This is a genomic window from Methylopila jiangsuensis, from assembly GCF_027922305.1.
GTDB classification, from domain to species: Bacteria; Pseudomonadota; Alphaproteobacteria; order Rhizobiales; family Methylopilaceae; genus Methylopila; species Methylopila jiangsuensis.
In genome coordinates, this window is sequence record NZ_BSFK01000013.1 from 119,876 (window position 1) to 146,208 (window position 26,333).

A 26,333-nucleotide genomic window follows, 5' to 3' on the forward strand; every position below is an offset into this window, starting at 1 on the left:
GGGCGTCGCCCCCGACCAAAGGCGCTTATCTCTTGCGGAACTTGTCCAGGCTCACCACCTGGGCGCCGCCCTCGGAGGGCGCCTCGTCGGCGGCGTTCGCCGTGGCGAGGGCCTCGTCGGCGATCTCCGGTTCGGCGTCGTCCTCGACCGCCTCGATCTCGTCGGGATTGTCGAACTTCAGGCCGAACTGGACCGACGGATCGAAGAAGCCCGTCACCGAATCGAACGGCACCACCAGTTTCTCCGGCACGCCGCCGAAGGACAGCCCGACCTCGAACCCGACGTCGGAGACGATCAGGTCCCAGAACTGGTGCTGCAGCACGATCGTCATTTCGGCCGGATAGCGCTCGCGCAGGCGCGTGGACAGCTTCACGTCCGGGTCGGTGGTGCGGAAGGAGATGTAGAAGTGGTGCTCGCCCGGCGCGCCTTCGCGCGCGACCCGCGTCAGCACGTCCCGCACGACGCCGCGTAAGGCCTTCTGCGTCAGAAGGTCGTAGCGCATGAAGTCTTCGGCGGGCGGGGTGGGCGGCTCGGTCGTCGTCATGGCGAACTACATAAAGCGGATTCGCCCGCAGGAACACTGCGGCGCGACAGGATTTTCAACGCTCGCGACAGGACGCCGCGCAGACCGGCAAGGGAATGAAGTGGAGGTTTCTGTTGCCAGGTACCTCCGAACCCCGCCTAAAAGAGCTAACCCTCTAGGACTTTAATTTGGTCTTTCAAACCGCTCACGCGGCCTGAGCAACCGGAGCATAGTTGTCGTTGGCAACTATAAAAAGGCCCGATGACGGCGGAACCATGCCGAGCGAAAGCACGCCCTTTACGCCCCCGTCGATCCTGTTTCGCCCCCGCCGAAACCCGCCGCTCGGACGGGCTTCGGTGGAGGCGCCGGGTGCTGCCCCCGGGTCCGAAGGGTTTATTGCGGCAAACGTTTATCGCCATAGCCGGGTCGCCCCGGCGACGACGAATATAGGCGGTTCGCGCGCGGACCGAAAGGGGGCGGCGAAATCTCGTGCGCGGCTCCGAGGCTTCAAGGTTCATCAACCATGGGAACGGCACTGTTTCCGGGACGTGGCGAGGCCTGAGGCCTGCAGGAGACGGTCGTGCGCATTCGGACAAAGATTATCGCCCTCGTCGGGGGGCTCAGCCTGGTGTCGTTCGCCGTCGCCGGCGTCGGCCTGTCGACCATGTCGGCCTATGACGAGACCGTGCGCGGGCTGAACCGCGAGGCCGACCGCGTCTATTTCAGCGAGCATGTGAACCGGCTCATCACCACGGTGGTCATGGAGTCGCGCGGCATCTACGCCGCGGACGACGTCGCGGAGGCGAAGAAGTTCGCCCCGGCCCTGCTGAGCGGTCTGGACGAGATCAAGTCCGTCATCGAAAAATGGCGTCCCCTCGTACCCGAGGACAAGCGGTCCATCTTCGACGCCATGACCGCCGAACTCGTTGCGTTCGACGGCTTCCGCCGCGAAACGGCCCGGCTTGCGGTGGAGGTTTCGCCGCAGGCGGCTGCGGCGCAGGGCGCGACCGACGCCAACCGCCGCAACCGGGCGGAGCTGCAGAAAAAGATCGAGGACGTCACCGCCGGCGTCGCACAGGAGGCGAACGAGCGCCGCCTCGCCTCCGAGGCGCTCTACGCCGAGCGGCTGCGCCTTCTGCTCATCCTCGCTTTCGGCGGCTCGATCCTGGCGTTCGCCATCGCCGCGGTGATCGCCCAGCGCCAGATCGCGCGACCGCTGCAGGAGGTCGCCGCCGACATCCGTCGTCTCGCGGCGCGCGACTACGCCCTGTCGGCCCGCCGGCGCACCAACGACGAGATCGGCGAGATCACCGCCGACGTCGAGGTTCTCTCCAAGGCGCTGAGGGAGGGCGACGAGTTGCGCGCCCTGCAGGCCGACAGCGAGAAGGCCGCGTCCCTGTCGCGACGACGGGAGCGGGAGACGATGGCGGACGCGTTCCAGGACAGCGTCGGCGAACTGATCCAGGCTCTCGCCGCGGCCGCGCAGGAGCTTGAGGCGACCTCGCGCTCGCTCGCGGCCAATGCGGCGCAGACCAACGCCCAGTCCTCGACGGTGCTGGCGGTGGCGAGCGACGCGGCGGCGAACGTCAATGCCGTCGCGGCCTCGGCGGAAGAGTTCGCCGCCACCGCCGCCGAGATCGGCGCGCAGGTGACGCGCACCTCCAACGCCGCGAGCGACGCCGTGGAGCATGTGGCGCAGGCGCGCGGCCGGGTGCAGCAGCTCGCCGCCGGCTCCATCAAGATCGGCGAGTTCGCGGCGCTCATTCAGGGCATCGCCGAACAGACCAACCTGCTGGCGCTGAACGCCACCATCGAGGCCGCCCGCGCGGGCGAAGCCGGCCGCGGGTTCGCCATCGTCGCCTCCGAGGTGAAGCAGCTCGCCGGCCAGACCGGACGGGCGACGGAGGAGATCACCGCCCAGATCAACGCCATCCAGGCGGCGACCCGGGACACGGTGCGCTCCATCGAGGACATCGGCGGCACGATCGGCGACCTCAGCCACATCGCGACCAGCGTCGCGGCGGCGGTGGAGGAGCAGCAGGCCGCCACCCAGGAGATCGCCCGCAACGTCGCCGGGGCCGCTCAGGGCGCCCAGCGGGTGAGCGAAGACATGGGGCAGGTGCGCTCGGCCGCCGATCACGCCGGCCTCAGCGCCTCCCAGGTGCAGCAGGCCGCGGCGGACCTCGCCCGGCAGTCCGCGCGGCTCGGGCAGGAGGTCGACCGCTTCCTCGCCGGCATCCGCGCCGCCTGACAGCCGGTCCGGCGAGGCGCGGGCGGTGGCCCGCGTTTCCGAAGGCCGAGGGGCTGATCGCGCTCGCGTTCGAGCCCTCCGGCGGCGCCGGGCGGGCCTTGCGCCGGGCGCTCGTCGAGGCCGGGGTTCCGTTCGCGCGTCTCCCTGACCCCTCAGCCCACGTCTTCGATCAGGCTGGCGGCGTCCGGGGCGGCGAGCGCCATGTCGTCCTTCAGCTTCACGCCCGTCACCTGCCGGCGCAGCGCCTCGCGGGCGAGCCAGGCCAGCTTGTCGGCGGCGAGCGCGTAAGTGAGGCCGCCCTTGCCGTGGATGTTGGAGATGCAGTTGCGCTCGCTGTCGCGCCGGCCCTTGCGCGGCTCGTAGGTGAGGTAGACGCCGAGGCTCTCGGCCACCGAAAGCCCCGGCCGCTCGCCGATCAGCATCACGCACAGCTTCGCGCCCAGCGCCTCGCCGATCTCGTCGCCGAGCGCGACCCGCCCCTGCCGCGCCACCACCACCGGCGCGATGGCGAAGCCCGCCAGCCGCTCCGCCGCCGCATGGGCCATGGCGGCGCCGTGCATCTGCACGGCCGTCGCGGACAGGCCGTCGGCGATCACGAACGCGATGTCGAAGCCGTCGCCCGCAGCTTCGAGCGCGGGCTTCGAGGCGGGGTCGAGCCTGCGGCCGAGATCGGGGCGGCGCAGATAGCAGGAGCGGTCCGCGGCCTGGCTCGCCACCTCGATCACGGCAAGCGGCTTCAGGCCCTCGACCAGCGCCTCGGCGTCGAGGGGCGTGTGCACCGCGTCGCGGGCCTTGGCGTGGGCGTGCTGGAACTCCAGCACCGCGCCGAGCGGCAGCGTGTCGCCGCTGCGGCCGAGGCCGACCCTCGCGCTGGTGGCGGCGCGCAACGGGGTCCAGAGATCGGCCACCCTGGGGCCTGCGGCCGGGCTTTCGGCGTCGTCGGTCATGGCGCGCTCCCTCACGCGACGCGGCGCGTCTGGTCGAGCAGCCGCGACATGCGCGGATCGGAGAGCGTGAGCTCGTTGATGCGGCCGCCCGGGCCGACCATGCCCATGCGCTCCAGCCAGGCCTCGAACTCCGGCGCGGCCTTCACGCCGAGCGTGGAGCGCAGGTAGAGCATGTCGTGGAACGACAGGCTCTGGTAGTTCAGCATCACGTCGTCCGCGCCCGGCACCGCGATCAGGAAGGTGACGCCGGCGACGGTGAGCAGCGTCATCAGGCCGTCCATGTCGTCCTGGTCGGCCTCGGCGTGGTTGGTGTAGCAGACGTCGCAGCCCATCGGCAGGCCGAGCAGCTTGCCGCAGAAATGATCCTCCAGCCCCGCGCGGATGATCTGCTTGCCGTCGTAAAGATATTCCGGCCCGATGAAGCCGACCACGGTGTTGACGATCATGGGATCGTAAGCGCGCGCCACCGCGTAGGCCCGCGCCTCCATGGTCTGCTGGTCGACGCCGTGATGGGCGTCGGCGGAGAGCGCGGCGCCCTGTCCGGTCTCGAAATACATCACGTTCTGGCCGACCGTGCCGCGCTTCAGCGCCAGCGCCGCCTCATGCGCCTCCTTCAGCACGGCGAGATCCACGCCGAAGCCGCGGTTCGCGGCCTCGGAGCCCGCCACCGACTGGAACACCAGGTCCACCGGCGCGCGGCGGTTCATGATCTCGATGGCGTTTGTCACATGGGTCAGCACGCAGGTCTGAGCCGGGATGTCGTAGGACTGGCGCAGCGCGTCCAGCATCTCCATCAGCGCGATGGCGTTGGGCACGTTGTCGGTGGCCGGGTTGATGCCGATCACCGCGTCGCCGACGCCGTAGAGCAGGCCGTCCAGCACCGACACCGCGATGCCGCGCAGGTCGTCGGTGGGGTGGTTCGGCTGCAGCCGCGAGCCGAGCCGGCCGGGGAGGCCCAGCGTGGTGCGGAAGGCGGTGACCACCTGCCGCTTCTTCGCCACCGCGATCAGGTCCTGATTGCGCATCAGCTTGGAGACGGCCGCCACCATCTCGGGGGTCAGGCCCGGCGACAGCGTCGCCAGCGCCGCGGCGTCCGCCTCGTGGCTCAGCAGCCAGTCCCGGAAGCCGCCCACGGTGAGATGGGCGACGGGCGCGAACGCCTCCGCGTCATGGCCGTCGACGATGAGACGGGTGACCTCGTCCTCCTCGTAAGGCACGAGCGCTTCGGACAGGAAGGTCTTCAGCGGCAGGTCCGCCAGCGCGTAGCGGGCCGCGACCCGCTCGGCGTCGGTCTCGGCCGCAAGCCCGGCCAGCTCGTCGCCGGAGCGGCGCGGCGAGGCCTTGGCCAGAAGCTCCTTCAGATCGGCGAACACATAACGTTCGCCGCCCACGTCGCTGCGATAGGCGCCCACCGCCGTTCTCCCGCTGGTTCGTCCGCGTCCCGGCTCTCGCGGCCGGATGCGCCGTCATTCGTGAATGATTAGGCTTTTGGATGAGGCGCGCAATCCGTTCCCACGCAAAACGGCGAAAAACCACGGGCGCGGGCGTCGCCGGCGTCTCCGCCGCCGCGCCTTGCCCAGCCGGCAGAGCGGCCGTGCGGGAACGCCTCTCGCCTCCAAGCCCCCGCGCGCATAAATGGTCCCCCGCTCATTACCTGCCTTGCAGCCCACGCCCACAGCCCAAAGGACATCATGCCGAGCCGCGCGCCCGCCTCCGTCCCCAGCCGCATTCTCGTGCCGCTGATCGTCGCCTGCGCGCTGTTCATGGAGCATCTGGATTCCACCGTGCTCGCCACCTCGCTGCCGGCGATCGCGGCGGACATGGGCGTCAGCCCCATCGACCTGAAGCTCGCGCTCACCTCCTACCTGCTCAGCCTCGCGGTGTTCATCCCCGTCTCCGGCTGGATGGCGGACCGGCTGGGCGCGCGGCTGGTGTTCCGGGGCGCGATCGTGCTGTTCGCCTTCGGCTCCCTGCTGGCGGGGCTGTCGTCCAGCATGGGCGAGATCGTCGCCGCCCGCATCGTGCAGGGGATCGGCGGCGCTATGATGGCCCCGGTCGGCCGACTGGTGATCCTGCGGCTGGTGCCGAAGTCGGAGCTGGTGGGCTCGCTCGCCTGGCTCACCATCCCGGCGCTGATCGGCCCGGTGCTCGGCCCGCCGGTGGGCGGCTTCATCACCACCTGGTTCTCTTGGCGCTGGATCTTCTGGATCAACCTGCCGATCGCGGCGCTCGGGCTCGTGCTCGCCACGCTCTACATTCCCGACGTCCGGGCGGAGGAGCGCACGCCGTTCGACGGCCTCGGCTTCCTGCTGTCGGGGGTCGGGCTCGCGGCGCTGGTGGCGGGCTCCGCCACGCTCGGCATCGACATGATCCCGAAGCTCTGGTCGGTCGGCCTGCTGGCGGGCGGCGCGACGGCCTTCGGATTCTACGTGGCCCACGCGCGGCGGATGGCGCATCCGATCCTCGACCTCGGCCTGTTCCGCAGCCGCACCTTCCGGGTCTCGGTTCTGGGCGGCTCGCTGTTCCGGATCGGGGTCGGGGCGGCGCCGTTCCTGCTGCCGCTGCTGTTCCAGGTCGGCTTCGGCCTCAGCGCGTTCCAGTCCGGCATGCTCACCTTTGCGTCGGCGCTGGGCGCGCTCGCCATGAAGTTCGCGGCCAAGCCCATCCTGCGGCTGTTCGGCTTCCGCGCGGTGCTGGTGGGCAACGCGGCGCTCGCCGCGGGCTTCATGACGCTGCCGGCGTGGTTCTCGGCCGAGACGCCGGCAAGCCTGATCCTCGCAGCCCTGCTGATCGGCGGCTTCTTCCGCTCGCTGCAGTTCACCGCCATCAACGCGCTCGGCTACGCCGACGTGGACAGCGCCCACATGAGCCGCGCCACCAGCCTCGCCAGCGTGGCGCAGCAGGTGTCGCTGGCGCTCGGCGTCACCGTCGCCGCGAGCCTGCTGGAGGCGCAGCTGGCGTGGAGCGGGGCCGAGACGCTGACCGCGGGCGACTTCCCGCTCGCCTTCGTGGCCATCGGCGTGATCTCGGCGGCCGCCATCCTGCTGTTCGCGCGGCTGACGCCGTCCGACGGCATGGAGGTCTCGGGCCACCGCCTGCCCTCGCCCGACCCGGTGACCGACGCCCGCGACCGGGACTGACGCCGCGCTCAGGCCCGGCGCAGCGCGCCGTCCTCGCCGACCGTCGCCAGCTCGGTCGCCTCCGGGTCGCGCATCAGCGCCGAAAGCAGCCCGAAGTTCGGGTCGTGGCCGGGCCGGGAGGCGAACACGCGGCCGAGCAGCGGATGACCGGCGAGCGCCAGATCGCCCACCAGATCGAGCGCCCGGTGGCGCACCGGCTCGTCGGGCATGCGCAGGCCGCCGATCGCGCCGGCGCCGTAAAGCGCCACCACGTTCTCGGGGCTCGCGCCCCTCAGCACCGGCTCGCCGAAGCGCAGGAAGACGCCGAGGATCTTGGCCGGCAGCGCCCATTTCAGGCGGCCGAAGCTGCGCGACGGCGCGAGCTCCCGCGGAAACGCGTCCGGCGTCGGGCGGCCGATCCATTTGAGCTGGCCGAAATGGGACAGGGTGATCGCCACCTCCAGCTCGAACCGCTCGGCCGGGTCGATCCGCAGCCGGTGCGCCTTCTCCGCATAGGCGACCCGCTTGCGCACCTTCAGGTAGCGCCGCGGCGCCGCCTGCTCCGCGCGGCCCACGGCGAGGATGCGGTCGCACCAGGGCGCGGCGCTGCCGTCGAGGATCGGCACTTCCTCGCCGTCGAGCTCGATGCGGGCGTTGTCGATGGCGAGCGCCGACAGGGCCGCCAGCAGATGCTCCACCGTGCGCACCAGAGGCCCGTCGCCCACCTGCAGCGCGGTGCAGAGCGGCCGCGAGCGCCGGTTCGGCCACAGCGCCGGAACCTCCGCCGGCCCACGCTTCGTGGCGCGGACAAAGCGCACCCCGTGCCCTTCCGGCGCGGGCAAGGCTTTCAGGCGGGACACCCGGCCGGTGTGCAGCCCGATCCCTGAGGCCTCGAACGCGCCGCCGAGCGTCGCTTCGACGCGTGGGAGGCTCAGGTCGATCACGGGCATGCGACCTCCTCCTGCGGGAACAAAGGCGGCCGGCGGACCATTGACCCTGCGACAGGACCGGACGGACGCCGGCCGCGCCCACCATGGAGACGCCTCATGAACCTTCCTTTCGCCGCCGCCGGCCTGATCGCCGCAGGCGTCCTCGCCGCGCCCGCCGCCTTCGCCGAACCCACCGCCAAGACGCTGGTGGCCCAGGAGGCCGCCAAGGCTGAAACGGCGCAGACGCCGACCGAGACCTACGAGATCGTCGGAAAGGAGGGCAAGAAGATTGGCGAAGTCGCGCTCGCCGCATCCCCCCATGGCGTGCTGATCGACATCGTGGTGGAGCGCGGTTCGCTGCCGCCGGGCAAGCGCGGCCTGCACCTGCACGAGAAGGCCGACTGTTCGGACGTGGGCGAGTACAAGAAGGCCGGCTCCCATGCGGGCCACGGCGAGGGCAAGCACGGCCTGCTCAACCCCAACGGGCCGGAGCCCGGCGACCTCCCGAACCTGATCGTGCTCTCGGACGGCTCGGCGCAGGCGGCGCTGTTCACAGGCCTGATCAAGCTCGACCAGCTCAAGGACGCCGACGGCGGGGCGCTGATCATCCACGCCGAGAAGGACGACCACATGTCCCAGCCCATCGGCAACGCCGGCGCCCGCATCGCCTGCGCCGCGATCAAGTGAGATGAAACGAGACGGCGGCGCGAGGACGCGTCGCCGTCTCTCACGCTCGGGCGAACAGAGGCCGTTCGCCGTCGCGCCTGTGCCGCAGCGCCGCGTCCTTCGGAGCGATTTTTCAAAGCATGGTCGTATCGATTTGACGAACGTCGTCCGCTCGACCTATGTGAAGCGCTAGGTTTGCGAGTCCCTTTTCAGGAGCGCCCTTCGCGGCGGATCCCCATTGCGACGCATGGTTCCCGGCTAGTCTGTTCTGAACCATGAACGCGCGCTTCCGCGCGGCGACCTGCTTTCAAAGCTGATTCATTTCATTTTGCGCTGCGCCGGGGCGTCGGCCACGAGTCCGATCGCCTCCAGGAGCCCACTGACGTGTCGAAGCCTGCATCTCCGCGCAAGCCGCGGATCGTCCTGTCGAGGACGGATCACGACATCCTGCTCAATTTTTCGGAGACGCTTGAGCGGTCGCATCCGGAAAGCGCGCGTTTCCTGAGCGACGAACTGATCCGCGCGGCGGTCGTCGAGGACGCGGCGGTTCCGGCTGACGCCGTGCGCCCCGGCTCGAGCGTCACCTACAGGATCGAAGACGGAGAAAGCAAAACGATCCGGCTCGTCTATCCCGCGAACGCAAACATCGACGCGGGCGATGTCTCCATTCTGTCGCCTGTGGGCATTGCGCTGTTGGGGCTTCGCCCGAACCAGACCATGCCGTGGCGGGATGTGTCGGGGAAGCAGCGTACGCTCCTCGTTGTCGCGGTGACGAATGGCGATGAGCCGTTCGTAAATTCAGGCTCAAGAAAATGAAAATCGACGAGAAACTTCAGCCTATACTTGACGAGGTCATCCGGCGAAACGCGGGCGAGGTGGAGTTCCATCAGGCCGTGCGGGAGGTTCTGGAAAGCCTGGGACGTGTGGTCGCCAAACATCCGTCCTACGCCGACAACGCCCTGATCGAGCGCATCTGCGAGCCGGAGCGGCAGATCATCTTCCGCGTGCCGTGGACGGACGATCGCGGCCAGGTGCGCATCAACCGGGGCTTCCGGGTTCAGTTCAACTCCGCGCTCGGGCCCTACAAGGGCGGCATCCGCTTCCACCCGTCGGTCAACGCCGGCATCATCAAGTTCCTTGGGTTCGAGCAGACCTTCAAGAACGCGCTGACGGGCATGCCCATCGGCGGCGGCAAGGGCGGGTCCGACTTCAATCCCCGCGGCTGCTCGGACGGCGAGATCATGCGGTTCTGCCAGTCGTTCATGACGGAGCTGCACCGGCACATCGGGGAGTACACCGACGTTCCCGCCGGCGACATCGGCGTGGGCGGCCGCGAGATCGGCTACATGTTCGGCCAATACAAGCGGCTGACCAACCGCTACGAGGCCGGCGTGCTGACGGGCAAGGCGCTGTTCTACGGCGGCTCGCGCGCCCGTCGGGAGGCGACGGGCTACGGCGCCACCTATTTCGTCCAGCGCATGCTGGAGACCCGCGGCGACGGATTCGCGGGCAAGAAAGTCATCGTCTCCGGCTCAGGAAACGTCGCCATCTACACCATGGAGAAGGTGATCCAGTTCGGCGGCGTGGTCGTCGCCTGCTCGGACTCGAACGGCTACGTCGTCGACGAGAGCGGCGTCGATCTTGACCTGGTGAAGGAGATCAAGGAGGTCCGCCGCGAGCGCATCTCGGAATACGCGCGGCTGAAGGGCGCGGGCAGCCACTACATCCCCGGCGGTTGCGTCTGGGACACGCCGGCGGACGTGGCGATGCCCTCGGCGACCCAGAACGAACTCACCGGAAAGGACGCCCGCACGCTGATCAAGAACGGCGTCATCGCGGTGGGCGAGGGCGCCAACATGCCGTCCACGCCGGATGCGGTGCGGCTGTTCCAGGAGGCCGGCGTGCTGTTCGCGCCGGGCAAGGCCGCCAACGCCGGCGGCGTCGCCACCTCGGCGCTGGAGATGCAGCAGAACGCCTCCCGCGACAGCTGGACCTTCGAGCAGACGGAGCGCCGGCTCGCCCGGATCATGAGCGACATCCATGACCAGTGCGCCGGCACGGCGGAAGAGTATGGCGCCCCGGGCGACTACGTGCTCGGGGCCAACGTCGCCGGCTTCGTGCGCGTGGCCGAGGCGATGAACGCGCTTGGCGTGATCTGAAGGAGAGGCGGGGCCGGCCATCCGGCTCCCGCCTCTCAGGTCTTGGGAAACAAAGGGGCGCGGCGTCGGCCGCGCCCCTTCGCGCAGGGGTCAGGGCGCGCCGATCACCATGTGGGTGAAGGGCGGGATGTAGGCCTGCGCCATCACCAGCAGGCCCATCAGCGCGGCCAGCGCCAGCGAGTGGAAGAACACGTAGCGCAGGATGTCGCCTTCGTGGCCGTACCAGCGGGTGGCGGTGGAGGCGACCACGATGGACTGGGCGTCGATCATCTTGCCCATCACGCCGCCGGAGGAGTTGGCGGCGGCCATGAGCGTCGGCGACAGGCCGAGCTGCTCGGCGGAGATGCGCTGCAGCGAGCCGAACAGCACGTTGGACGAGGTGTCCGAGCCTGTCAGCGCCACGCCGAGCCAGCCGAGCATGGCCCCGAAGAACGGGTAGAGCCAGCCGGTCTTGGCGAAGGCGAGGCCGAGCGTGGCGTCCACGCCCGAGTAGCGGGTGACGAAGCCGAGCGCCAGCATGGCGGCGATGGTGAGCAGCGAGAACCGCACCAGCACCAGCGTGCGCCAGTAGGTCTTCAGCATGGCGAGCGGCGAAAAGCCCATGACGAAGCCGGCGATCACCGCCGACAGGAAGATGCCCGAGCCCGTGGCCGACAGCCAGTTCAGCTTGTAGACGGCGGCCTCGGCCTTGGCGGCGGCCACCACCGGCGGCACGCGCTCGATCAGATTGTGGACGGTCGGCACCTCGAAGGCGAGCATGGAGACGCCGTCGAGGGCCGCCTTCACCTGAGGGATACCCCAGCAGAACACCACCACCGACAGGATCAGCCAGGGGATCCAGGCCCGCACCACCAGCCCCGTGGGGTGCTGCTGGAAGGCGGGCTCCGTCGCGGCCGCGGCGGCCCCGGTGGGGGCGGAGCCGTCGGCGGAGGTCCAGGCGAGCTTCGGACTCCACACCCGCAGGAACAGCGTCAGGCAGACGATGGAGGCGATGGCCGCCACCACGTCCACCAGCCAGGGGCCGTGGTAATTGGAGACGAGGAACTGGGGCACGGCGAAGGCGACGCCCGCCACCAGAATCGCCGGCCAGATCTGCGCCATGCCGCGGAAACCGGCGAAGGCGGCGATCAGCCAGAACGGCACCAGAATGGAGAAGAACGGCAACTGCCTCCCGATCATCGCCGAGAGGTCGAGCAGCGGCAGGCCGGTGACGGCGGCGAGCGCGATCACCGGCGTGCCGAGCGCGCCATAGGCGACCGGGGCGGTGTTGGCGATCAGCGACAGGCCGGAGGCCGCGAGCGGCGAGAAGCCCAGCCCGATGAGAATCGCGCCCGTCACCGCGACCGGGGTGCCGAACCCGGCCGCGCCCTCGAAAAAGGCGCCGAAGGAGAAAGCGATCAGCAGAAGCTGCAGGCGCCGGTCGCCGGTGATTCCCGCGATCGAGTCCTGCAGGATCTTGAAGTACCCCTTCTCGTTGGTGAGCTGGTACAGGAAGATGATGTTGAGGATGATCCAGCCGATGGGCAGCAGGCCGTAGGCCGCGCCGTAGATCGCGGTCATGCCGGCCTTGTCCACGGGCATTCCGTGGGCGAGCACCGCGATCAGCAGCGCGGCCACGAGGCCGGCGATGGCGGCGGTGTGCGCCTTCATATGGAACACGCCGATTCCGGCGAGCAGCACCACGATGGGAATCGCCGCCACCAGTGTGGACAAGACGGCGTTGCCGAACGGGTCGTAGACCTGGGACCACATCATATCGCTTGCATCCTCCCGACGCCGGCTCTGAGGCGGCCGGCTGTTGCACGGATGATCCGATGATGACCTCACGCCGCCGAGAGGTACAAGGAGGGGGCGGAAAGATATCACACGCGGCGCGCTTCTTGCGGGGGCGCGTCCGGCTGTTACATTCGTCGGGTCATGGACATCGCGGAACGCCCGGCCACCTCTCGCGCGCTTGCTCCGGCCGACGGCGCCGAAGAGCGCGCCGTCGCGCCCGCTGAGGCGCCGCGCCCGGCTCCTCCGGTCTACGCCGCGCTCGATCTCGGCACCAACAACTGCCGCCTGCTGGTGGCCCGGCCCGACCGGGACGGCGGCTTCCGGGTGGTGGATTCGTTTTCCCGCATCGTGCGCCTCGGCGAGGGGCTGGCCCACACCGGGCGGCTCGGCGAAGGCGCCATCACGCGCGCGGTCTCCGCGCTCGCGGTGTGCCGGGACAAGATGGCGGCGCGGGGCGTCACCCGCGCCCGGCTGATCGCCACCGAGGCCTGCCGGCAGGCGGAGAACGGCGGCGACTTCCTCGCCCGCGTGCGGGACGAGACCGGGCTCGATCTCGAGGTCATCGACCGCGCCACCGAGGCGCGGCTCGCGGCCGCCGGCTGCGCCTCGCTGGCGGACCCCTCCGCCGGCGGCGTCATCCTGTTCGACATCGGCGGCGGGTCGTCCGAGGTGGTGTGGCTGGAGCGCAAGGGCGGCGGCGGTCCCGGCGCGCTCGCCATGCGGGCCTGGGTGTCGCTCCCCGTGGGCGTGGTGACGCTGGCGGAGCGCTATGGCGGGCGCAAGGTCACCACCCAGTCGTTCGAGGACATGGTGCGGGAGGTGGAGGCGATGCTGGAGGCGTTCCCCGAGCGGGAGACGCTGGCGGCCTCGCTGTCGGACGTGCACCTGCTCGGCACCTCGGGCACCGTCACCACCATCGCGGGCGTGCATCTCGGCCTGCCGCGCTACGAGCGCCGGCTGGTGGACGGGCAGTGGATGGCCACCACCGACGTCACCCGCGTGGTGGAGTCGCTGAAGGAAATGTCCTACGACCAGCGCTGCCAGAACCCGTGCATCGGGCCGGACCGCGCGGATCTCGTGCTGGCCGGCTGCGCTGTTCTGGAGGCCATCCGGCGCGCCTTCCCCGTGGCGCGGCTCAGGGTCGCGGATCGGGGACTGCGCGAGGGCATTCTGGTGGAGATGATGCGCGAAGACGGCGCCTGGCGGCGGGGCCGCGGCTCCCGCCGGCGCGGGGGGCGGCGCTCGTGAGCGCAGGCGGCGGCGGGTCCAAGGGGCCCGGCAAAGGCGGCGGGGGAGGGGCAAAGGGCTCGTCCGGCCGCGGCGCCCGCAGTCTGGGCGTGCGGGTGCACACCGCGCGCAAGCGCAGCCACGCCTCGACCCTGTGGCTGGAGCGCCAGCTCAACGATCCTTACGTGCAGGCCGCCAAGCGCGAGGGCTACCGCTCCCGCGCGGCGTTCAAGCTGATCGAGATCGACGACCGCCACCGGCTGTTGAAGCCGGGACAGAAGGTGGTGGATCTGGGCGCCGCCCCCGGCGGCTGGAGCCAGATCGCCGCCAGGAAGATCGGCGCAGAGGACGGCCGCGGACGCATCGTCGCCATCGACCTCCTGGAGATGGAGCCGGTCCCCGGCGTCGACTTCATGGTGCTGGACTTCCTCGCCGACGAGGCGCCGGACCTGCTGAAGGCCAAGCTCGGCGGCAAAGCCGATCTGGTGCTGTCCGACATGGCGGCCAACACCATCGGCCACCACAAGACGGATCATCTGCGCATCATCGCGCTGGTGGAGGCGGCGGCGCTGTTCGCGGCGGAGGTGCTGGCGCCGGGCGGGGCGTTCCTCGCCAAGGTGTTCCAGGGCGGCACCGAGGGCGAGCTGCTGACGCAGCTCAAGCGCGACTTCGCCAAGGTGATCCACGTCAAGCCGCCGGCGAGCCGCAAGGATTCGTCGGAGCTCTACGTGCTGGCGACCGGCTTCCGCGGCGAGACCCGCCGGGAGACCGAAGCCGGGCCGGACGAGGACTGACGGGCGGCGCCCGGGGCCTGTCCGGCGTCGCGGGGACGCAAGGCTTGAGTTTCCGTCCTGCCCGCGCCTTCGCGCGGGCATCCATGACTTCCCTTCAACGCAAACGTCGAAGTTCAAGTCGTGGACGCCCGAGACAAGCTCGGGCATGACGGTTGAGGCGGTCTTCACGCTGACGCTTCAAGCCTGCTCAGTAACGGCTTGGGCGCGTCGCCCTCCACGTCATGCCCGCGCCTTCGCGCGGGTATCCATGACGTTCGGCGCGCCAGACGTTTTCGCACTCGAAACGCAGATGTCCGAGACCCGGTTGAGCGGGGCGGTCAGCCTTCGCTGTAGACCGCGCCGGGCTTGCCGCCGACCCGCTTGAACCCGTCGCTGGCGCGGGGGTCGTTGCGGTTGATCTGCATGGCCTGGGCGAAGGAAGCGCGGGCCTTCATCAGGTCGTTCTTGCGCTCGAACACGAGGCCGCGGCCGATCCAGGCGTCGATGTATTTCGGGTTCAGCGTGCGGGCGGTGTCGAAGTCGTCCAGCGCCGCTTCCGGATCGTTCTGGGCGAGATAGCTCATGCCCCGGCCCACATAGGGCTCCGGCGCGGTGACGGCGATCGCGGTCGACTTGGTGAAGTCGTCGATGGCCTCGTCATGCCGCCCCTGCGCCTGATGGATCAGGCCGCGGTTGTGCCAGGCCTGCGCGTTGTTGCGGTCGAGCTGGATGGCGCGGTCGAAGTCGGCGAGCGCCAGATCCACCTGACCGGAGCCGCGGTAGAGGTTGCCGCGGCCCACGAAGGCCTGACTGTAGGACGGGTCGACCTCGATGGCGCGGTTGTAGTCCGCCAGCGCCTCGCCGGTGCGGTTCATGGAGCGGTAGGCGAGCGCCCGGTTGGCGTAGGCCTTGGCCATGCCGGCGTTGATGCGGACCGCCTGGCTGAAGTCGCCCACCGCCTTGTCGTACTGGCCGAGGCGGGCGTAGGCCGAGCCGCGCATGTTCCACGCCTCGGCGTCGCCCGGATTGGCCTCGACCACCTGGGTCAGCGAGCCGAGGTCGGTCTGGCGCGCGGCGTAGGCCTCGGGCTCCAGCGAGGCGGCGGACGGGTTGACCGACTCGCAGCCGGCGAGCGCCAGCGCGACCACCGCCGCGAGCGCTCCGAGCGAGACGCGAGTCTGCACAACCGATTTCCGCATGGGTCCCACCATCCTGCCGCCGCCAGCCGAAAGGTTGTCAGACACAGGCGGATTGCGGCGAGATTGCGGTGAGGGCGCCGTGGGAACGGCTTGAAGCCGTCCGCCGCGCCCCGACACGCAAAAACGCCCGCCGGTGTGTCCCTGCGGGCGCCTCGCATCAGCCTGCGCTCGCGGCGCGCTCGGCGCGCCGCGAAGGAAACGTCGCCTTAGCGGCGAATCACTTCTTCTTCATGGGCAGCAGGCCCTCGCGCTGAGCGCGCTTGCGGGCCAGCTTGCGGGCGCGGCGGACGGCCTCGGCCTTCTCGCGCGCCTTCTTCTCGGACGGCTTCTCGTAATGCCCCCGGAGCTTCATTTCGCGGAAGATGCCTTCGCGCTGCATCTTCTTCTTGAGAGCCTTGAGGGCCTGGTCGACATTGTTGTCGCGAACGAGAACCTGCACGTGAACGCCTCGATTTGCGTTTGTCTCTGGGCGGACCGTCGCCATCAGGCGGCGGCTGAAAAATAAAAAAGGTGGTCGCCCGCTGGACTGCGCGCGCCGCCATCGTGGCGCAGCGTTTACCAGAGCGCGCGGCCCTTGTCCACGGGCGGCCGGCGGATAAGGCCTGCGCCGACCGTGGGGATCAGCGCACGCGGGTGACGTGGCCCATCTTGCGGCCCGGCTTGGGCTCGCCCTTGCCGTAGAGGTGGACGGCGGCGCCGGGCTCCGCCAGCAGCTCGCGCCAGCGGTTCGCCTCGGCGCCCAGCAGGTTGGTCATCTCCACCTGGCCGCGGGTCCGGGTGGAGCCCAGGGGCCAGCCGGCGATGGCGCGCACATGCTGCTCGAACTGGCTCGTCTCCGCGCCCTCGATGGTCCAGTGGCCGGAGTTGTGCACCCGCGGCGCGATCTCGTTGACCACCACCTTCTCGCCGGTGGGGCCGGCGACCAGGAACATTTCCACCGCAAACACGCCCACATACTGGAAGGCGTCGGCGATCTTGCGGGCGATGGCCACCGCCGAGGCGGCCGTCTCCGGCCTGATGGCGGCGGGAACGTGGGACGAGCGCAGGATGTGATTCTCGTGGCGATTCTCCACCACGTCATAGGCCGCGAAGGCGCCGTCGCGGCCGCGGGCGGCCACCACCGACACCTCGGCCCGGAACGGCACGAAGGCTTCGAGAATCGCGGGCTGGCCGTTCATCATGGCGAGCGCCTGATCGAGCCCGAGCCCTTCGCGCACCAGAACCTGCCCCTTGCCGTCGTAGCCGAAGCGGCGGGTCTTCAGCACCGAGGGGCGGCCGATGGCGCCCACGGCCGCCGCCATGCTGGCGCGATCGTCCACCGGGGCGAAGGCCGGCGTCGGCAGGCCAAGGTCGCGCACGAACGCCTTTTCGGTCAGCCGGTCCTGCGTCACCGACAGCGCGCGCGCGTCCGGGAACAGCGGGCGATGGGCGGAGATCAGCCGGGCGGTCGCGGCCGGCACGTTCTCGAACTCGTAGGTCACCACGTCCACCTGCTCGGCGAACAGCGCCAGCGCCGCTTCGTCGTCATAGGCCGCGAGGGTGCGTTCCGCCGCCACGTCGAAGGCGGGGCTGTCGGCGTCCGGCGCGTAGACATGGGCGCGCAGGCCGAGCGGCGCCGCGGCGAGGGCGATCATGCGGCCGAGCTGGCCGCCGCCGAGAATGCCGATGGTGGCGCCGGGGGCGAGGGGCGTCGTCATCGTCACAGGTCTCCTGAAGGGGCCTCGGCCACGGAATCGGTCTGGGCCGCGCGCCAGGCGTCGAGCCGTTCGGCGAGCGCCGGGTCGTTCAGCGCCAGGACCGAGGCCGCGAGCAGGGCCGCGTTCACCGCCCCGGCGCGGCCGATGGCGAGCGTGCCCACCGGCACGCCGGCCGGCATCTGCACGATGGACAGCAGGCTGTCGAGCCCGGACAGGGCGTGGGACTGCACCGGCACGCCGAACACCGGCAGCGGCGTCATGGCGGCCACCATGCCCGGCAGGTGGGCGGCGCCGCCGGCGCCGGCGATCACCACCTTGAAGCCGTCGTCCCGCGCCGCCTTGGCGAAGGCGACCAGCCGGTCCGGAGTGCGGTGGGCCGAGACGATGCGCGCCTCATGGGCGACGCCGAGCCTGGTCAGCGTCTCTGCGGCGTGCGTCATGGTGCTCCAGTCCGACTGGCTGCCCATGACGATGGCGACGGGCGCCGGCTCGGCGCGGCGTTCCGCGACCATCGTGTCTCCTGCGTCAAGCGGGGGTTGAAAAAGAGGCCGAACGATAGGCGCCGGGGCCCGCCGGCGCAAGCCGATGCGCACTGCATCCTCGGTCGCATGCGCCGAGGCGCGCCGTCAGAACCGCAGCGCGCGCATCCGCCCGAGACGGGCGCCGTCCGGCGAGGCGTCCCGGATCACCGCCAGATCGTGCTTGCCGGAGCCAAGCTCCGCCGCGCCGTCCGCGTCGAGCGGCGTGAGGTTGCGGCGGCGGATGCGGAAGATCTCGCCATAGCGTCCGAGCTCCGCCAGCCAGTCCTCCAGCGTCCCGCCCGTGCGGGCGATCACGCGCGCGTTGCACTCCACGATCAGCAGGGAGAGCTCGGCGCCGACGATGGTGGCTTCCGCGCCCCGCAGGGCGGCGAGCTCCGCGCCCTCCACGTCGAGCTTCATCAGCACGCGCTCCGCGCCGGCGGCGCCCGCGGCGCCGACCACGTCGTCGATGGTCCGGACGGGCAGGCGGAGCGTGCGGTGGCGCTGGCGCCCCGCGCCCTTGTAGCCGGCGTCGGGGCTGCGGAAGAAGGCGGAGGAGGTGCCGGACCATTTCAGGTCCACATGAAAATCCACATCGCCCGGCTCCTCGCCGGCGAAGCAGCTCACGATCGTGATGCGGTCGCCGCTCGCGTGAGTCGCGACGCTGGCCTCAAGCGCCCGGACGAGGTCGGGATTGGCTTCGATCAGGATGAGGCGCTGGTCCGGGGCGTAAGGCGCGGGCAGCGATATCTCGCCGTAGTTGGCGCCCACGTCGAGGCTGAGCGCCGGGGTCAGGGTCGCCTGCGCCCGTCGCCACAGCCGCGCCGTCGGGTCCGTGACGCGGCCCTCCGCAATCCGGGCCTTCAGCCGGAGGCCTCGGTTGTCGGACGAAAGCACATGCAGCGTCACTGTATCGTTCAGCCGTCCGGTCGCGAGGATCCTCGCGCCGAAGCGCTCGCGCAGCCTCGCGAACCAGTTCACGGACGCCCCCTCAAGCCCCCCGTCGTCGCCGCAGTGTAGGCGTCGGCGCAAGAGCGCGTAAATGGCGGCGTTCTTCGGTCAGGCGATGATGTCGGGGGTGAGCTGGTCTTCCAGGTAGGACATGCGGTCCTTGAGGCCGAGCTTGCGTTTCTTCAGCCGCTGGATCTGCAGCCGGTCGCCGGCGCCCACCCGCTCCAGCGCTTCGATCGCGGTGTCGAGGTCGCGGTGCTCTTCCTTCAGCCGGGCGAGTTCTTCCTGCGCCTCCCGTTCGTCGGTTCGCGCGTCATTGTCCTGTATCGCCATGCCCGCCCGTCCAACGCCACCCGTAGCTCAAAGCGCGGGGAGTATCGCCGCCGCCCGCCGCGCGGGCAAGGGGCGGCCCGACTCGCGCCACTGTGATCCAAAAATGACGCTCAAGACCATTCGACAGGGCGTGCGTCTCGTGACATGCTCATGACGTCAAGAACGAACGAGGAGACGTGCATCATGTCCATCGAGTCGCATCTTGTGGAGCTGGAGAAGAAGCATAAAGCGATCGAGCGTGAGATCGAGCTGGAGCTCGCGCACGCCAACACCGACGATGTCAAGCTGACGTCGCTCAAGCGCAAGAAATTGCAAATCAAGGATGAGATCGTGCGCCTGGCCAAGCCCGGCCACACCGTGCACTGATCGGACGACCGATCCTCTTTGAGGGCGATCTTGCGCCGTCGGCCTTCAAGGTCGGCGGCGTTCTATTTTGAATGTGTCTTTTTGATCTCGACGCCTGCGAAAGCGCGGTCCCGCGCTTGCCTGGACGGCGTCATCCGTTTAATTACGTATCTCCCGGCTCACCCCAAAGACATGGAGGGACACGCATGACGCTGACCGTCGCGACCACGCCCTCCGGTCCCGCGCGCCGCTAGGCCCGCTTTTCGCGCGGACCGCCGCGCGACAGCCGTGATCTCCCTGATGTCCATGCGCGCGCCGCCTCCCGCGGCGGACTGCGGCTTTGCGCCGTCGCGCCTTTTCTGACCATTCTTTGGGGCCGGACCGCCGCGGCGCGGCCGGAGACCGACATGTCCTTCCGCTCCGTTTCGTTCCGCGACGCGCCGTTCGCGAAAGTCGTCCGCTTCGTCCTGTCGCACTGGGCCCGTCAGCCGGCCCGCGTCGCGACGGTGGCGGGCGCGATCGCCCTCGCCACCGTGGCCGACCTCGCCATTCCGCTGTTCGCCGGCCGGCTGATCGACGCGCTCGCCGTCACGGAGCGCGCCGCAGCCCTTGACGCCGCGCTCTGGGCCTTCGCCGTCATCGTGGCGCTGTCGGGGGCGATCGCCCTGTTTCGCGGCGTCGCCTTCATGACCGTGATCCCGATGACGCAGATCATCATGCGCGAGGCCTCTGCGGAGGCCTTCGCGCGGGTGCAGCGGCTGTCCACCGACTGGCACGCCAACAGCTTCGCCGGCTCCACCGTGCGCAAGATCTCGCGCGGCATGTGGGCCATCGACCAGTTCGACGATCTGGCGCTGATCGCGCTGATGCCGTCGCTGCTGGTGCTGGTGGGGGCGACCGCCGTGCTCGGCGCGCACTGGCCGATCATGGGGCTCGTCACCTTCGTAGGCTCGGCGCTTTACATCGCGCTCACCGTGAGCATCTCGCTGTTCTGGGTCGCGCCCGCGGCGCAGCTCTCCAACGCCTGGGACACGCGGCTCGGCGGCGTCATGGCCGACGCGGTGACCTGCAACGCCGTGGTCAAGGCCTTCGGCGCCGAGACGCGGGAGGATCGCCGGCTCGGCTGGACGCTCGGCAAATGGAGCCGGCGCACCACCCGCATGTGGAAACGGGGGACCTGGAACGGCGTCATCCAGAATCTGGTGCTGATGCTGCTGCGCGCGGCGACGCTCGGCGTCGGGGTGTGGCTGTGGTGGGAAGGCCGGGCGACCGCCGGCGACACCGCCTTCGTGCTCACCATGTTCGCCGTCATCCACGGCTATCTCCGGGATGTGGGCATGCATGTCGCCGACCTGCAGCGCGCGGTGAACGACCTGCAGGAGCTGGTGGAGCTGAACGACGTGCCGATCGGCGTCGAGGATCGTCCGGACGCGCGGCCGCTCGCGGTGACGGAGGGGCGGATCGCGTTCGAGACCGTGACGTTCCACTACGCCGGCCACGCCACGCCGCTCTATCGCGACCTGTCGGTGATCATCGCGGCGGGCGAGCGCGTCGGACTCGTCGGACGCTCGGGCTCCGGCAAGACCACCTTCATCAAGCTGGTCCAGCGGCTCTACGACGCCACCGGCGGCCGGGTCGCCATCGACGGGCAGGACGTGAGCGGGGCGGCGCAGGCGAGCTTGCGGGCGAACATCGCCATCGTGCCGCAGGAGCCGACGCTGTTTCACCGCTCGCTGGCCGAGAACATTTCCTACGCCCGGCCAGACGCCTCCATGGCGGAGATCGAGCGGGCGGCGCGGCTCGCCAACGCCCACGACTTCATCGTGGCGCTGCCGAAGGGCTACGCCACGCTGGTGGGCGAGCGCGGCGTGAAGCTCTCCGGCGGCGAACGCCAGCGGGTCGCCATCGCCCGCGCCTTCCTCGCGGATGCGCCCATCCTCATTCTGGACGAGGCGACCTCAAGCCTTGATTCGGAATCGGAGGCCGCGATCCAGCAGGCGATCGAGCGGCTGATGGTGGGCCGCACAACCATCGTGGTGGCGCATCGCCTGTCCACCGTGCGCGCTATGGACCGCATCCTGGTGTTCGACCGCGGCCGCATCATCGAGCAGGGCGCGCACGACGATCTGGTGGCGCGCGAAGGCGGGGCCTATCGCCGCCTGTTCGAGCGGCAGGCGGGCGAGGGGGCGCGCGAGGCGGAGGTCATCGCGGTGTGAGGCGAAGGCCGCGCCTCAGTCGGCGCGGCCCTTGCGCCAGTAGGCCACCACGTGCTGCCGGTCCTTCGGCAGCCCCCGCTCGCCGCGCAGGTGCTCGCGCATGGACTGGGCCGCGGCGGACTCGGACGCGGCCCAGACGTAAGGGCTGGCCGCGTTCTCGGGAATCGCCGCGGCGCGGACGGCCTCCGCCAGCGTCGGCGCGCCGGCGGCGCGGCTGAGCCAGCGGATCGAGACCTCCGCCGGCGCCGTCAGCGTCTGGCGCTCGCCGTCGTCCTCGATCTCCAGCAGGGCTTCGCCGCGCGCGTCGGCCGGCAGAGTCTCCAGCATGCGGCCGATGGCGGGCAGGGCGGTCTCGTCGCCCGCGAACAGGAGCCAGTCGCTTTCGGGCGGCATGCCGCCGCCGCCAGGGCCCACCATGCCGATCAGATCGCCGGCCTTCGCGGCCGCCGCCCAGGCCGCGCCCGGACCGGGGTCGGCGTGGATCACCGCGTCCACGTCAATCGTGCCGGCGTCCCGGTCGTAGCGGCGGATGGTGTAGACCCGCAGCGCCGGCTTCGGCTCGTTCTCGGGCCAGGCGATCTTGCCGTCCGGCCCCACCCGCGGCGTAGGCAGTCCATCGGCCTGCGGGATCACCAGACGGACGTGGAACGACTGGTCCGTCATGAAGCGGCCGATGTCCGGCCCCGTCAGCGTCAGCCGGCGCATATGGGGCGTGATCTCCACGGCGGAGGCCACGGTCAGGCGGCGGTAGTTCGGCGGGGTGGTGACGTCCGCGCCGTCGCCGCGCCAGACGATGTCGACCTTCTCGCCTTCGGCGAACTCCTCGAGATGCGACGCGGCGCTCAGCTTCAGGAGATACAGGTGTTCGAGGCTGTCGGTCTCGATCCGCGCCACCGTCGCGCGGCCGGCGCGGCGCAGACGGACCACGCCGATCGGCAGCGTCACGTCCCAGGCGTCGGACTCGCGGCGCACGTCCGCGCCGTGCTCGATCAGATGTTCGCACAGCGGGTCGAGCACGGCCACGGGATCGGCCAGTTCGAATTCGGCTTCGGCGACCAGTCTGTTCACGGCGCTTCTCCGGAGGCGATGCGTGGGCGGCGACGCCCGCCGCTCGCCTCGTGGCTTCGGCCATAAGGCAGGCCGGCGTCAAGGGTGGCCGAGCAGATCGTAATTATAACGATTTCAATGTCTTGAGGCCGTCGCGACGCCGCGTTTCCGTCAGCGGCTCCGTTCGGCGACGAAGCGCGCGGTCGCCTGCAACTCCGCCGCGCGCAGCCCGAATGGCGTCAGCGCCTCCACGGCGGCGTCGACGAGGGCCGCGAGCCGCGCCCGCGCGCCCTCCGGCCCCAGCAGGCCGACCAGCGTCGCCTTTCCGGCCTCGGCGTCCTTGCCGGTGGCCTTGCCGACCGCGGCCTCCGAGCCTTCCGCGTCGAGCAGGTCGTCCGCCACCTGGAACGCCGCGCCGAGCGCCGACGCATAGGCGCTGAGCGCCGCGCGCTCGTCAGCGGCGGCGCCGGCGAGCTCCGCCGCCATGGCGATGGGCGCCGCGATCAGAGCTCCGGTCTTCATGGACTGCATCCGCAGCACCGCGGTCTCGTCCTGGGCGTGCGCCACGCCGTCCGAGAACCGGCCTTCCGCGGCGAGGTCGAGCATCTGTCCGCCCACCATGCCGCCGAGACCGGCGGCGCGCGCGAGAGCCGTCACCAGAGCGATGCGCACGCCGGCGTCCGGATGGGTGGCGGGGTCGGCCAGCAGGTCGAAGGCGAGCGTCAGCAGCGCATCGCCGGCGAGAATGGCGGTGGCCTCGTCATAGGCGCGGTGCAGGGTCGGCCGCCCGCGGCGCAGCGCGTCGTCGTCCATGGAAGGCAGATCGTCGTGGATCAGGCTGTAGCCGTGCACGCACTCCACCGCGAGGCCGGCGCGCAGCGACCGCACCGGATCGACCGCCAGCAGCGCCCCGGTCATCACCGCGAGCGCCGGCCGAAGCCGCTTGCCGCCGCCGAGCATGGCGTAGCGCATGGCGTCCAGCAGGCGCGCCGGGCGGGCGATTTCGCCGGGGCCGGGTTCGCCGCTAAGCACGCCGTCGAGCGCGGTCTCGACCGCGGCGGCCACGGCCGACAGCCGGGCTTCGAGGGTGGGCGCGTCCATGCTCGGGTCTCCTGACGGGGCCCTCTGGCCGTGCCCGAGGCGGTCGCGCCCGTCAAGTCGGCGTCATCGGGAGCCGCCCCGCGTGGCGTCCTGCGCGCGGCCTCTGCTAAGGTGCCGGCCGTGACCGAGACAGCGGACGCGCCCATGTCGTCTTCCTTCGGCGGGCCGTCGTCGCGCACGGGCCGTTTCGGCTTAGCGCGTCTCGCGCTGTGGGTCCTTGCGGCGATGGTCGCCGCGCCGCTGGCGCTGACCCTCGTCTACGCCGTGATCCCGCCGCCCTCCACCTTGATGATCGGGCGCTGGCTGACGCTGCAGCCTGTCAGCCGCACATGGGTTCCGCTCGACCGCATGTCGCCGCACCTGCCCCGCGCGGTGGTGGTGTCCGAGGACGCGCAGTTCTGCCGCCACCACGGCGTGGACTGGGGCGCGGTCCGGCTGGTGCTGGATCAGGGCGGGGAGGGGGGGCCGTCGCGCGGCGCCTCCACCATCACCATGCAGGTGGCGAAGAATCTCTTTCTCTGGCAGGGCGCGCCGTATCTGCGCAAACCGCTGGAGATCGCGCTCGCCCACTGGATCGAACTGGTCTGGTCCAAGCGGCGGATCATGGAGGTCTATCTCAACATCGCGGAATGGGGGCCGGACGGCGTGTTCGGCGCCGAGGCGGGCGCGCGCCGGGCCTTCCGCAAGGGCGCCGGGGCGCTGTCGGCGCGCGAGTCGGCCATCATGGCGGCGGCGCTGCCGAATCCGGTGACCCGGGACGCCCGCAAGCCCGGACGGAGGGCGGCGGCCCATGCGGGCGTGATCCTGCGGCGCATGCGCGGGGCCGCGGTTTTGACGGGCTGTCTGGGGCCGTGACGCGCTGAACCGAATTGCGCTGGATTTTTCGGGTCGATGCCTCTATAAGCCCACGCTTGACGGAGGGCGGCGACGTTCTCCCAAATCCTTTTGCGCGCGCGTGAGCGCTGCGGCCCGATCCGACGGAGTTTTTGACATGGCCGTTCCGAAGCGAAAGACCTCCCCGATGAAGCGCGGCCACCGCCGTTCGGCCGACGCGCTCAAGGCCCCGACCTATGTCGAGGACAAGGACTCCGGCGAGCTGCGCCGCCCGCACCATGTGGATCTGAAGACCGGCATGTACCGCGGCCGCCAGATCCTGACGCCGAAGGAGGCGTGATCCGCTAAGGTCGCCTGAGGCGGCCGCGGATCACCACAGAGATACAGCGTCCCATCAGGGCGCGAACGACGACGGGCCGGTCCTTTCGAGGGCCGGCCCGTCGTCGTTCACGCCCCCTTTTTGCGCATCGCTCCTCGCCGTTCTTTCCCATGCGTCCTCATTAAGGAATTTAATCCTTGATGGGGCGGGGATGCCCTGATATTCTCTTTTTGTTCTCAACAAGAGAGAGGCCCGGCGCCGCTTGGCTCCGGGGGCGTCAGGGAGACAGCGATGACGACGCTCGAAATCCAGCGCCGGCTGCAGGCGCTCGGGTTTGATCCGGGGCCGCTCGACGGCCGCTCCGGCCCGCGCACCGAGTCCGCGATCCGTCTGTTTCAGACCGCGCGCGGACTCAGTGTCGACGGCGTCGCAGGGCCGAACACCCGCGCGGCGCTGGAGGCGGCCGACGCCCCGGCTTCCGCCTCCAAAGTCCGTCTGGATGCGCGTTCGGAGCGCAACCTCGCCGGCGTGCATCCGGATCTGGTCAGGGTCGTCCATCGCGCCGCGGCCATCGCGGGCGTCGCCTTCACCGTGACGGAAGGCGCCCGGACGCTCGCGCGCCAGAAGCGGCTGGTGGCGTCCGGCGCCAGCCAGACGCTGCGCTCCCGGCACATTCCGGGCGGCGGCCTCAATCTCGCCCATGCGGTCGATCTCGCGGCCAAGGTGGGCGGCGCGATCCGCTGGGACTGGCCGCTCTACGAGCGCCTCGCCGCCGCCATGAAACAGGCGGCGCAGGACGAAGACGTGCCGCTCGAATGGGGCGGCGACTGGTCAAGTTTCAAAGACGGCCCCCACTTCCAGCTGCCCTGGGCCCGCTATCCGGCCTGATCCGGTTGTCGCCATTCCGTCTGAAATCAGCGCAAGGGAAGCGCCCAAGGAGCTCGCGTATGGACCTGCTGATCGAGATCTGGGCCGGCCTGAGGCCCCATGTGGTTGAGGCGGCGGTGGCCGTCGGCGCTGCGCTTCTGACGCTGGTGGCGGCCCGAGCGTTGGAGGCGCTGAACGCCGCTCGCGACCGGGATCTGGCGCTAAGCCTGTACCGGACGCTCGAGAACGGGCTGAAGGCCATCATCGCGCGCCGCGCCCTGGGCGGCGGGGCGGTGGAGGCGAAGGAGGCCGCGGACATCGTCGCGGAGACGGTGGACTTCGCGAAAGCCAACAACGCCCGCGCGGTCCGCAAGCTGAAGCAGACCGATGCGGCGCTGCGGGAGAAGGCGATGGCGCGGCTGCCGGAGGCGCGGGCCGCCATCCTCTCGGCGGTGCAGGTCGCGGGCCGGAGGGGCGAGGGCGGCGCCTCCGCCTGATCTTCAGACGACGATGCCGGCATGGGCTCTCGCCGT

At 70.4% G+C, this 26,333-nt stretch carries 25 protein-coding genes, 1 other RNA gene and 1 pseudogene; 13 read left to right on the top strand and 14 right to left on the bottom strand.

Annotated elements, in window-relative coordinates; all coding sequences use genetic code 11:
- Nucleotides 1–25: 25 nt before the first annotated feature.
- Together PKE85_RS12590 and ssrA are read right to left on the bottom strand one after the other, a co-directional pair.
- Nucleotides 26–544, bottom strand: a complete 519-nt coding sequence (locus PKE85_RS12590) for an SspB family protein (RefSeq protein ID WP_271205108.1) — start codon at nucleotides 542–544, stop codon at nucleotides 26–28.
- 99 nt (nucleotides 545–643) lie between these two features.
- Nucleotides 644–999: a transfer-messenger RNA gene (ssrA, locus tag PKE85_RS12595) on the bottom strand.
- A 104-nt stretch (nucleotides 1,000–1,103) separates the two neighbouring features.
- On the opposite strand from ssrA, the gene PKE85_RS12600 reads away from it, so the two are divergent.
- On the top strand, nucleotides 1,104–2,774 hold the full coding sequence (locus tag PKE85_RS12600) for a methyl-accepting chemotaxis protein (protein WP_271205109.1): 1,671 nt from the start codon (nucleotides 1,104–1,106) through the stop codon (nucleotides 2,772–2,774).
- A gap of 152 nt (nucleotides 2,775–2,926) precedes the next feature.
- On the opposite strand, the gene eutC is transcribed toward PKE85_RS12600, so the two are convergent.
- Nucleotides 2,927–3,721, bottom strand: coding sequence for an ethanolamine ammonia-lyase subunit EutC (gene eutC / locus PKE85_RS12605; RefSeq protein ID WP_271205110.1), 795 nt, complete (start codon nucleotides 3,719–3,721; stop codon nucleotides 2,927–2,929).
- Between the two features lie 11 nt (nucleotides 3,722–3,732).
- Nucleotides 3,733–5,133, bottom strand: coding sequence for an ethanolamine ammonia-lyase subunit EutB (locus PKE85_RS12610; protein ID WP_271205111.1), 1,401 nt, complete (start codon nucleotides 5,131–5,133; stop codon nucleotides 3,733–3,735).
- Nucleotides 5,134–5,412: 279 nt separating this feature from the next.
- On the opposite strand from PKE85_RS12610, the gene PKE85_RS12615 reads away from it, so the two are divergent.
- A complete protein-coding gene (locus tag PKE85_RS12615) occupies nucleotides 5,413–6,861 on the top strand; it encodes an MFS transporter (RefSeq protein WP_271205112.1) in 1,449 nt (482 codons plus the stop codon).
- 8 nt (nucleotides 6,862–6,869) lie between these two features.
- On the opposite strand, the gene PKE85_RS12620 is transcribed toward PKE85_RS12615, so the two are convergent.
- A complete protein-coding gene (locus PKE85_RS12620) occupies nucleotides 6,870–7,790 on the bottom strand; it encodes a UDP-3-O-acyl-N-acetylglucosamine deacetylase (RefSeq protein ID WP_271205113.1) in 921 nt (306 codons plus the stop codon).
- A gap of 96 nt (nucleotides 7,791–7,886) precedes the next feature.
- Here PKE85_RS12620 and PKE85_RS12625 point away from each other — a divergent pair, with 96 nt between their 5' ends.
- The 3 genes from PKE85_RS12625 to gdhA all read left to right on the top strand — a co-directional run bounded on the left by PKE85_RS12625 (nucleotide 7,887) and on the right by gdhA (nucleotide 10,594).
- Nucleotides 7,887–8,456, top strand: coding sequence for a superoxide dismutase family protein (locus PKE85_RS12625; protein WP_271205114.1), 570 nt, complete (start codon nucleotides 7,887–7,889; stop codon nucleotides 8,454–8,456).
- Between the two features lie 363 nt (nucleotides 8,457–8,819).
- Nucleotides 8,820–9,251, top strand: a complete 432-nt coding sequence (rnk, locus tag PKE85_RS12630) for a nucleoside diphosphate kinase regulator (protein WP_271205115.1) — start codon at nucleotides 8,820–8,822, stop codon at nucleotides 9,249–9,251.
- Nucleotides 9,248–10,594, top strand: coding sequence for an NADP-specific glutamate dehydrogenase (gene gdhA / locus PKE85_RS12635; protein ID WP_271205116.1), 1,347 nt, complete (start codon nucleotides 9,248–9,250; stop codon nucleotides 10,592–10,594). Before rnk ends, gdhA begins: the two co-directional genes overlap by 4 nt.
- 90 nt (nucleotides 10,595–10,684) lie before the next feature.
- Here the strand turns inward: gdhA and PKE85_RS12640 are convergent, their stop codons facing one another.
- Nucleotides 10,685–12,349, bottom strand: a complete 1,665-nt coding sequence (locus tag PKE85_RS12640) for an L-lactate permease (protein WP_271205117.1) — start codon at nucleotides 12,347–12,349, stop codon at nucleotides 10,685–10,687.
- Between the two features lie 162 nt (nucleotides 12,350–12,511).
- Between PKE85_RS12640 and PKE85_RS12645 the strand changes: the two genes are divergently transcribed.
- Together PKE85_RS12645 and PKE85_RS12650 are read left to right on the top strand one after the other, a co-directional pair.
- Nucleotides 12,512–13,618 carry a Ppx/GppA phosphatase family protein gene (locus PKE85_RS12645; protein WP_271205118.1) on the top strand — a complete coding sequence of 369 codons (1,107 nt, stop codon included), beginning with the start codon at nucleotides 12,512–12,514 and terminating at the stop codon, nucleotides 13,616–13,618.
- Nucleotides 13,615–14,391 (top strand): RlmE family RNA methyltransferase, encoded by a 777-nt coding sequence (locus PKE85_RS12650; protein ID WP_428981352.1) that lies wholly within the window; start codon nucleotides 13,615–13,617, stop codon nucleotides 14,389–14,391. The genes PKE85_RS12645 and PKE85_RS12650 overlap by 4 nt, the downstream gene beginning before the upstream one ends.
- A gap of 317 nt (nucleotides 14,392–14,708) precedes the next feature.
- Here PKE85_RS12650 and PKE85_RS12655 read toward each other — a convergent pair whose 3' ends face one another.
- The 6 genes and pseudogenes from PKE85_RS12655 to PKE85_RS12680 form a co-directional block, all read right to left on the bottom strand.
- Complete coding sequence (locus PKE85_RS12655) at nucleotides 14,709–15,569, bottom strand: tetratricopeptide repeat protein (protein ID WP_271205119.1); 861 nt, start codon at nucleotides 15,567–15,569, stop codon at nucleotides 14,709–14,711.
- Nucleotides 15,570–15,789: 220 nt separating this feature from the next.
- A pseudogene (rpsU, locus tag PKE85_RS12660) lies at nucleotides 15,790–16,008 on the bottom strand (30S ribosomal protein S21); the annotation flags it as partial.
- Nucleotides 16,009–16,189: 181 nt separating this feature from the next.
- On the bottom strand, nucleotides 16,190–17,266 hold the full coding sequence (locus PKE85_RS12665; protein ID WP_271205120.1) for a 5-(carboxyamino)imidazole ribonucleotide synthase: 1,077 nt from the start codon (nucleotides 17,264–17,266) through the stop codon (nucleotides 16,190–16,192).
- Nucleotides 17,267–17,268: 2 nt separating this feature from the next.
- Nucleotides 17,269–17,778, bottom strand: a complete 510-nt coding sequence (purE, locus tag PKE85_RS12670; RefSeq protein WP_271205121.1) for a 5-(carboxyamino)imidazole ribonucleotide mutase — start codon at nucleotides 17,776–17,778, stop codon at nucleotides 17,269–17,271.
- 114 nt (nucleotides 17,779–17,892) lie between these two features.
- Entirely contained in the window at nucleotides 17,893–18,768 is an 876-nt protein-coding gene (locus tag PKE85_RS12675) for an FkbM family methyltransferase (protein ID WP_271205122.1), read from the bottom strand.
- A 78-nt stretch (nucleotides 18,769–18,846) separates the two neighbouring features.
- Nucleotides 18,847–19,071 (bottom strand): YdcH family protein, encoded by a 225-nt coding sequence (locus tag PKE85_RS12680; RefSeq protein ID WP_271205123.1) that lies wholly within the window; start codon nucleotides 19,069–19,071, stop codon nucleotides 18,847–18,849.
- 183 nt (nucleotides 19,072–19,254) lie between these two features.
- On the opposite strand from PKE85_RS12680, the gene PKE85_RS12685 reads away from it, so the two are divergent.
- On the top strand, nucleotides 19,255–19,437 hold the full coding sequence (locus PKE85_RS12685; RefSeq protein ID WP_271205124.1) for a YdcH family protein: 183 nt from the start codon (nucleotides 19,255–19,257) through the stop codon (nucleotides 19,435–19,437).
- A 386-nt stretch (nucleotides 19,438–19,823) separates the two neighbouring features.
- Nucleotides 19,824–21,632, top strand: coding sequence for an ABC transporter ATP-binding protein (locus PKE85_RS12690; protein ID WP_271205125.1), 1,809 nt, complete (start codon nucleotides 19,824–19,826; stop codon nucleotides 21,630–21,632).
- A gap of 15 nt (nucleotides 21,633–21,647) precedes the next feature.
- Here the strand turns inward: PKE85_RS12690 and PKE85_RS12695 are convergent, their stop codons facing one another.
- Nucleotides 21,648–22,700 (bottom strand): siderophore-interacting protein, encoded by a 1,053-nt coding sequence (locus PKE85_RS12695; RefSeq protein ID WP_271205126.1) that lies wholly within the window; start codon nucleotides 22,698–22,700, stop codon nucleotides 21,648–21,650.
- A 150-nt stretch (nucleotides 22,701–22,850) separates the two neighbouring features.
- Nucleotides 22,851–23,780 carry a polyprenyl synthetase family protein gene (locus PKE85_RS12700; protein ID WP_271205127.1) on the bottom strand — a complete coding sequence of 310 codons (930 nt, stop codon included), beginning with the start codon at nucleotides 23,778–23,780 and terminating at the stop codon, nucleotides 22,851–22,853.
- Between the two features lie 144 nt (nucleotides 23,781–23,924).
- Here PKE85_RS12700 and mtgA point away from each other — a divergent pair, with 144 nt between their 5' ends.
- From mtgA to PKE85_RS12720, 4 genes are all read left to right on the top strand, one after another.
- Nucleotides 23,925–24,635 (top strand): monofunctional biosynthetic peptidoglycan transglycosylase, encoded by a 711-nt coding sequence (gene mtgA / locus PKE85_RS12705; protein ID WP_428981353.1) that lies wholly within the window; start codon nucleotides 23,925–23,927, stop codon nucleotides 24,633–24,635.
- Nucleotides 24,636–24,771: 136 nt separating this feature from the next.
- A complete protein-coding gene (gene rpmF, locus PKE85_RS12710; protein WP_020186752.1) occupies nucleotides 24,772–24,954 on the top strand; it encodes a 50S ribosomal protein L32 in 183 nt (60 codons plus the stop codon).
- 270 nt (nucleotides 24,955–25,224) lie between these two features.
- On the top strand, nucleotides 25,225–25,821 hold the full coding sequence (locus PKE85_RS12715) for a peptidoglycan-binding protein (protein ID WP_271205128.1): 597 nt from the start codon (nucleotides 25,225–25,227) through the stop codon (nucleotides 25,819–25,821).
- Nucleotides 25,822–25,880: 59 nt separating this feature from the next.
- Nucleotides 25,881–26,297, top strand: coding sequence for a hypothetical protein (locus PKE85_RS12720; protein ID WP_271205129.1), 417 nt, complete (start codon nucleotides 25,881–25,883; stop codon nucleotides 26,295–26,297).
- Nucleotides 26,298–26,333: the final 36 nt, after the last annotated feature.

Bases quoted from the DNA above. Each gene is read 5' to 3' on its own strand.
- PKE85_RS12590 (WP_271205108.1), bottom strand. From the start codon at position 544: ATGACGACGACCGAGCCGCCCACCCCGCCCGCCGAAGACTTCATGCGC.
- eutC (WP_271205110.1), bottom strand. From the start codon at position 3,721: ATGACCGACGACGCCGAAAGCCCGGCCGCAGGCCCCAGGGTGGCCGAT.
- PKE85_RS12615 (WP_271205112.1), top strand. From the start codon at position 5,413: ATGCCGAGCCGCGCGCCCGCCTCCGTCCCCAGCCGCATTCTCGTGCCG.
- PKE85_RS12620 (WP_271205113.1), bottom strand. From the start codon at position 7,790: ATGCCCGTGATCGACCTGAGCCTCCCACGCGTCGAAGCGACGCTCGGC.
- PKE85_RS12625 (WP_271205114.1), top strand. From the start codon at position 7,887: ATGAACCTTCCTTTCGCCGCCGCCGGCCTGATCGCCGCAGGCGTCCTC.
- gdhA (WP_271205116.1), top strand. From the start codon at position 9,248: ATGAAAATCGACGAGAAACTTCAGCCTATACTTGACGAGGTCATCCGG.
- PKE85_RS12640 (WP_271205117.1), bottom strand. From the start codon at position 12,349: ATGATGTGGTCCCAGGTCTACGACCCGTTCGGCAACGCCGTCTTGTCC.
- PKE85_RS12645 (WP_271205118.1), top strand. From the start codon at position 12,512: ATGGACATCGCGGAACGCCCGGCCACCTCTCGCGCGCTTGCTCCGGCC.
- PKE85_RS12655 (WP_271205119.1), bottom strand. From the start codon at position 15,569: ATGCGGAAATCGGTTGTGCAGACTCGCGTCTCGCTCGGAGCGCTCGCG.
- PKE85_RS12665 (WP_271205120.1), bottom strand. From the start codon at position 17,266: ATGACGACGCCCCTCGCCCCCGGCGCCACCATCGGCATTCTCGGCGGC.
- purE (WP_271205121.1), bottom strand. From the start codon at position 17,778: ATGGTCGCGGAACGCCGCGCCGAGCCGGCGCCCGTCGCCATCGTCATG.
- PKE85_RS12680 (WP_271205123.1), bottom strand. From the start codon at position 19,071: ATGGCGATACAGGACAATGACGCGCGAACCGACGAACGGGAGGCGCAG.
- PKE85_RS12685 (WP_271205124.1), top strand. From the start codon at position 19,255: ATGTCCATCGAGTCGCATCTTGTGGAGCTGGAGAAGAAGCATAAAGCG.
- PKE85_RS12690 (WP_271205125.1), top strand. From the start codon at position 19,824: ATGTCCTTCCGCTCCGTTTCGTTCCGCGACGCGCCGTTCGCGAAAGTC.
- PKE85_RS12700 (WP_271205127.1), bottom strand. From the start codon at position 23,780: ATGGACGCGCCCACCCTCGAAGCCCGGCTGTCGGCCGTGGCCGCCGCG.
- mtgA (WP_428981353.1), top strand. From the start codon at position 23,925: ATGTCGTCTTCCTTCGGCGGGCCGTCGTCGCGCACGGGCCGTTTCGGC.
- rpmF (WP_020186752.1), top strand. From the start codon at position 24,772: ATGGCCGTTCCGAAGCGAAAGACCTCCCCGATGAAGCGCGGCCACCGC.
- PKE85_RS12715 (WP_271205128.1), top strand. From the start codon at position 25,225: ATGACGACGCTCGAAATCCAGCGCCGGCTGCAGGCGCTCGGGTTTGAT.
- PKE85_RS12720 (WP_271205129.1), top strand. From the start codon at position 25,881: ATGGACCTGCTGATCGAGATCTGGGCCGGCCTGAGGCCCCATGTGGTT.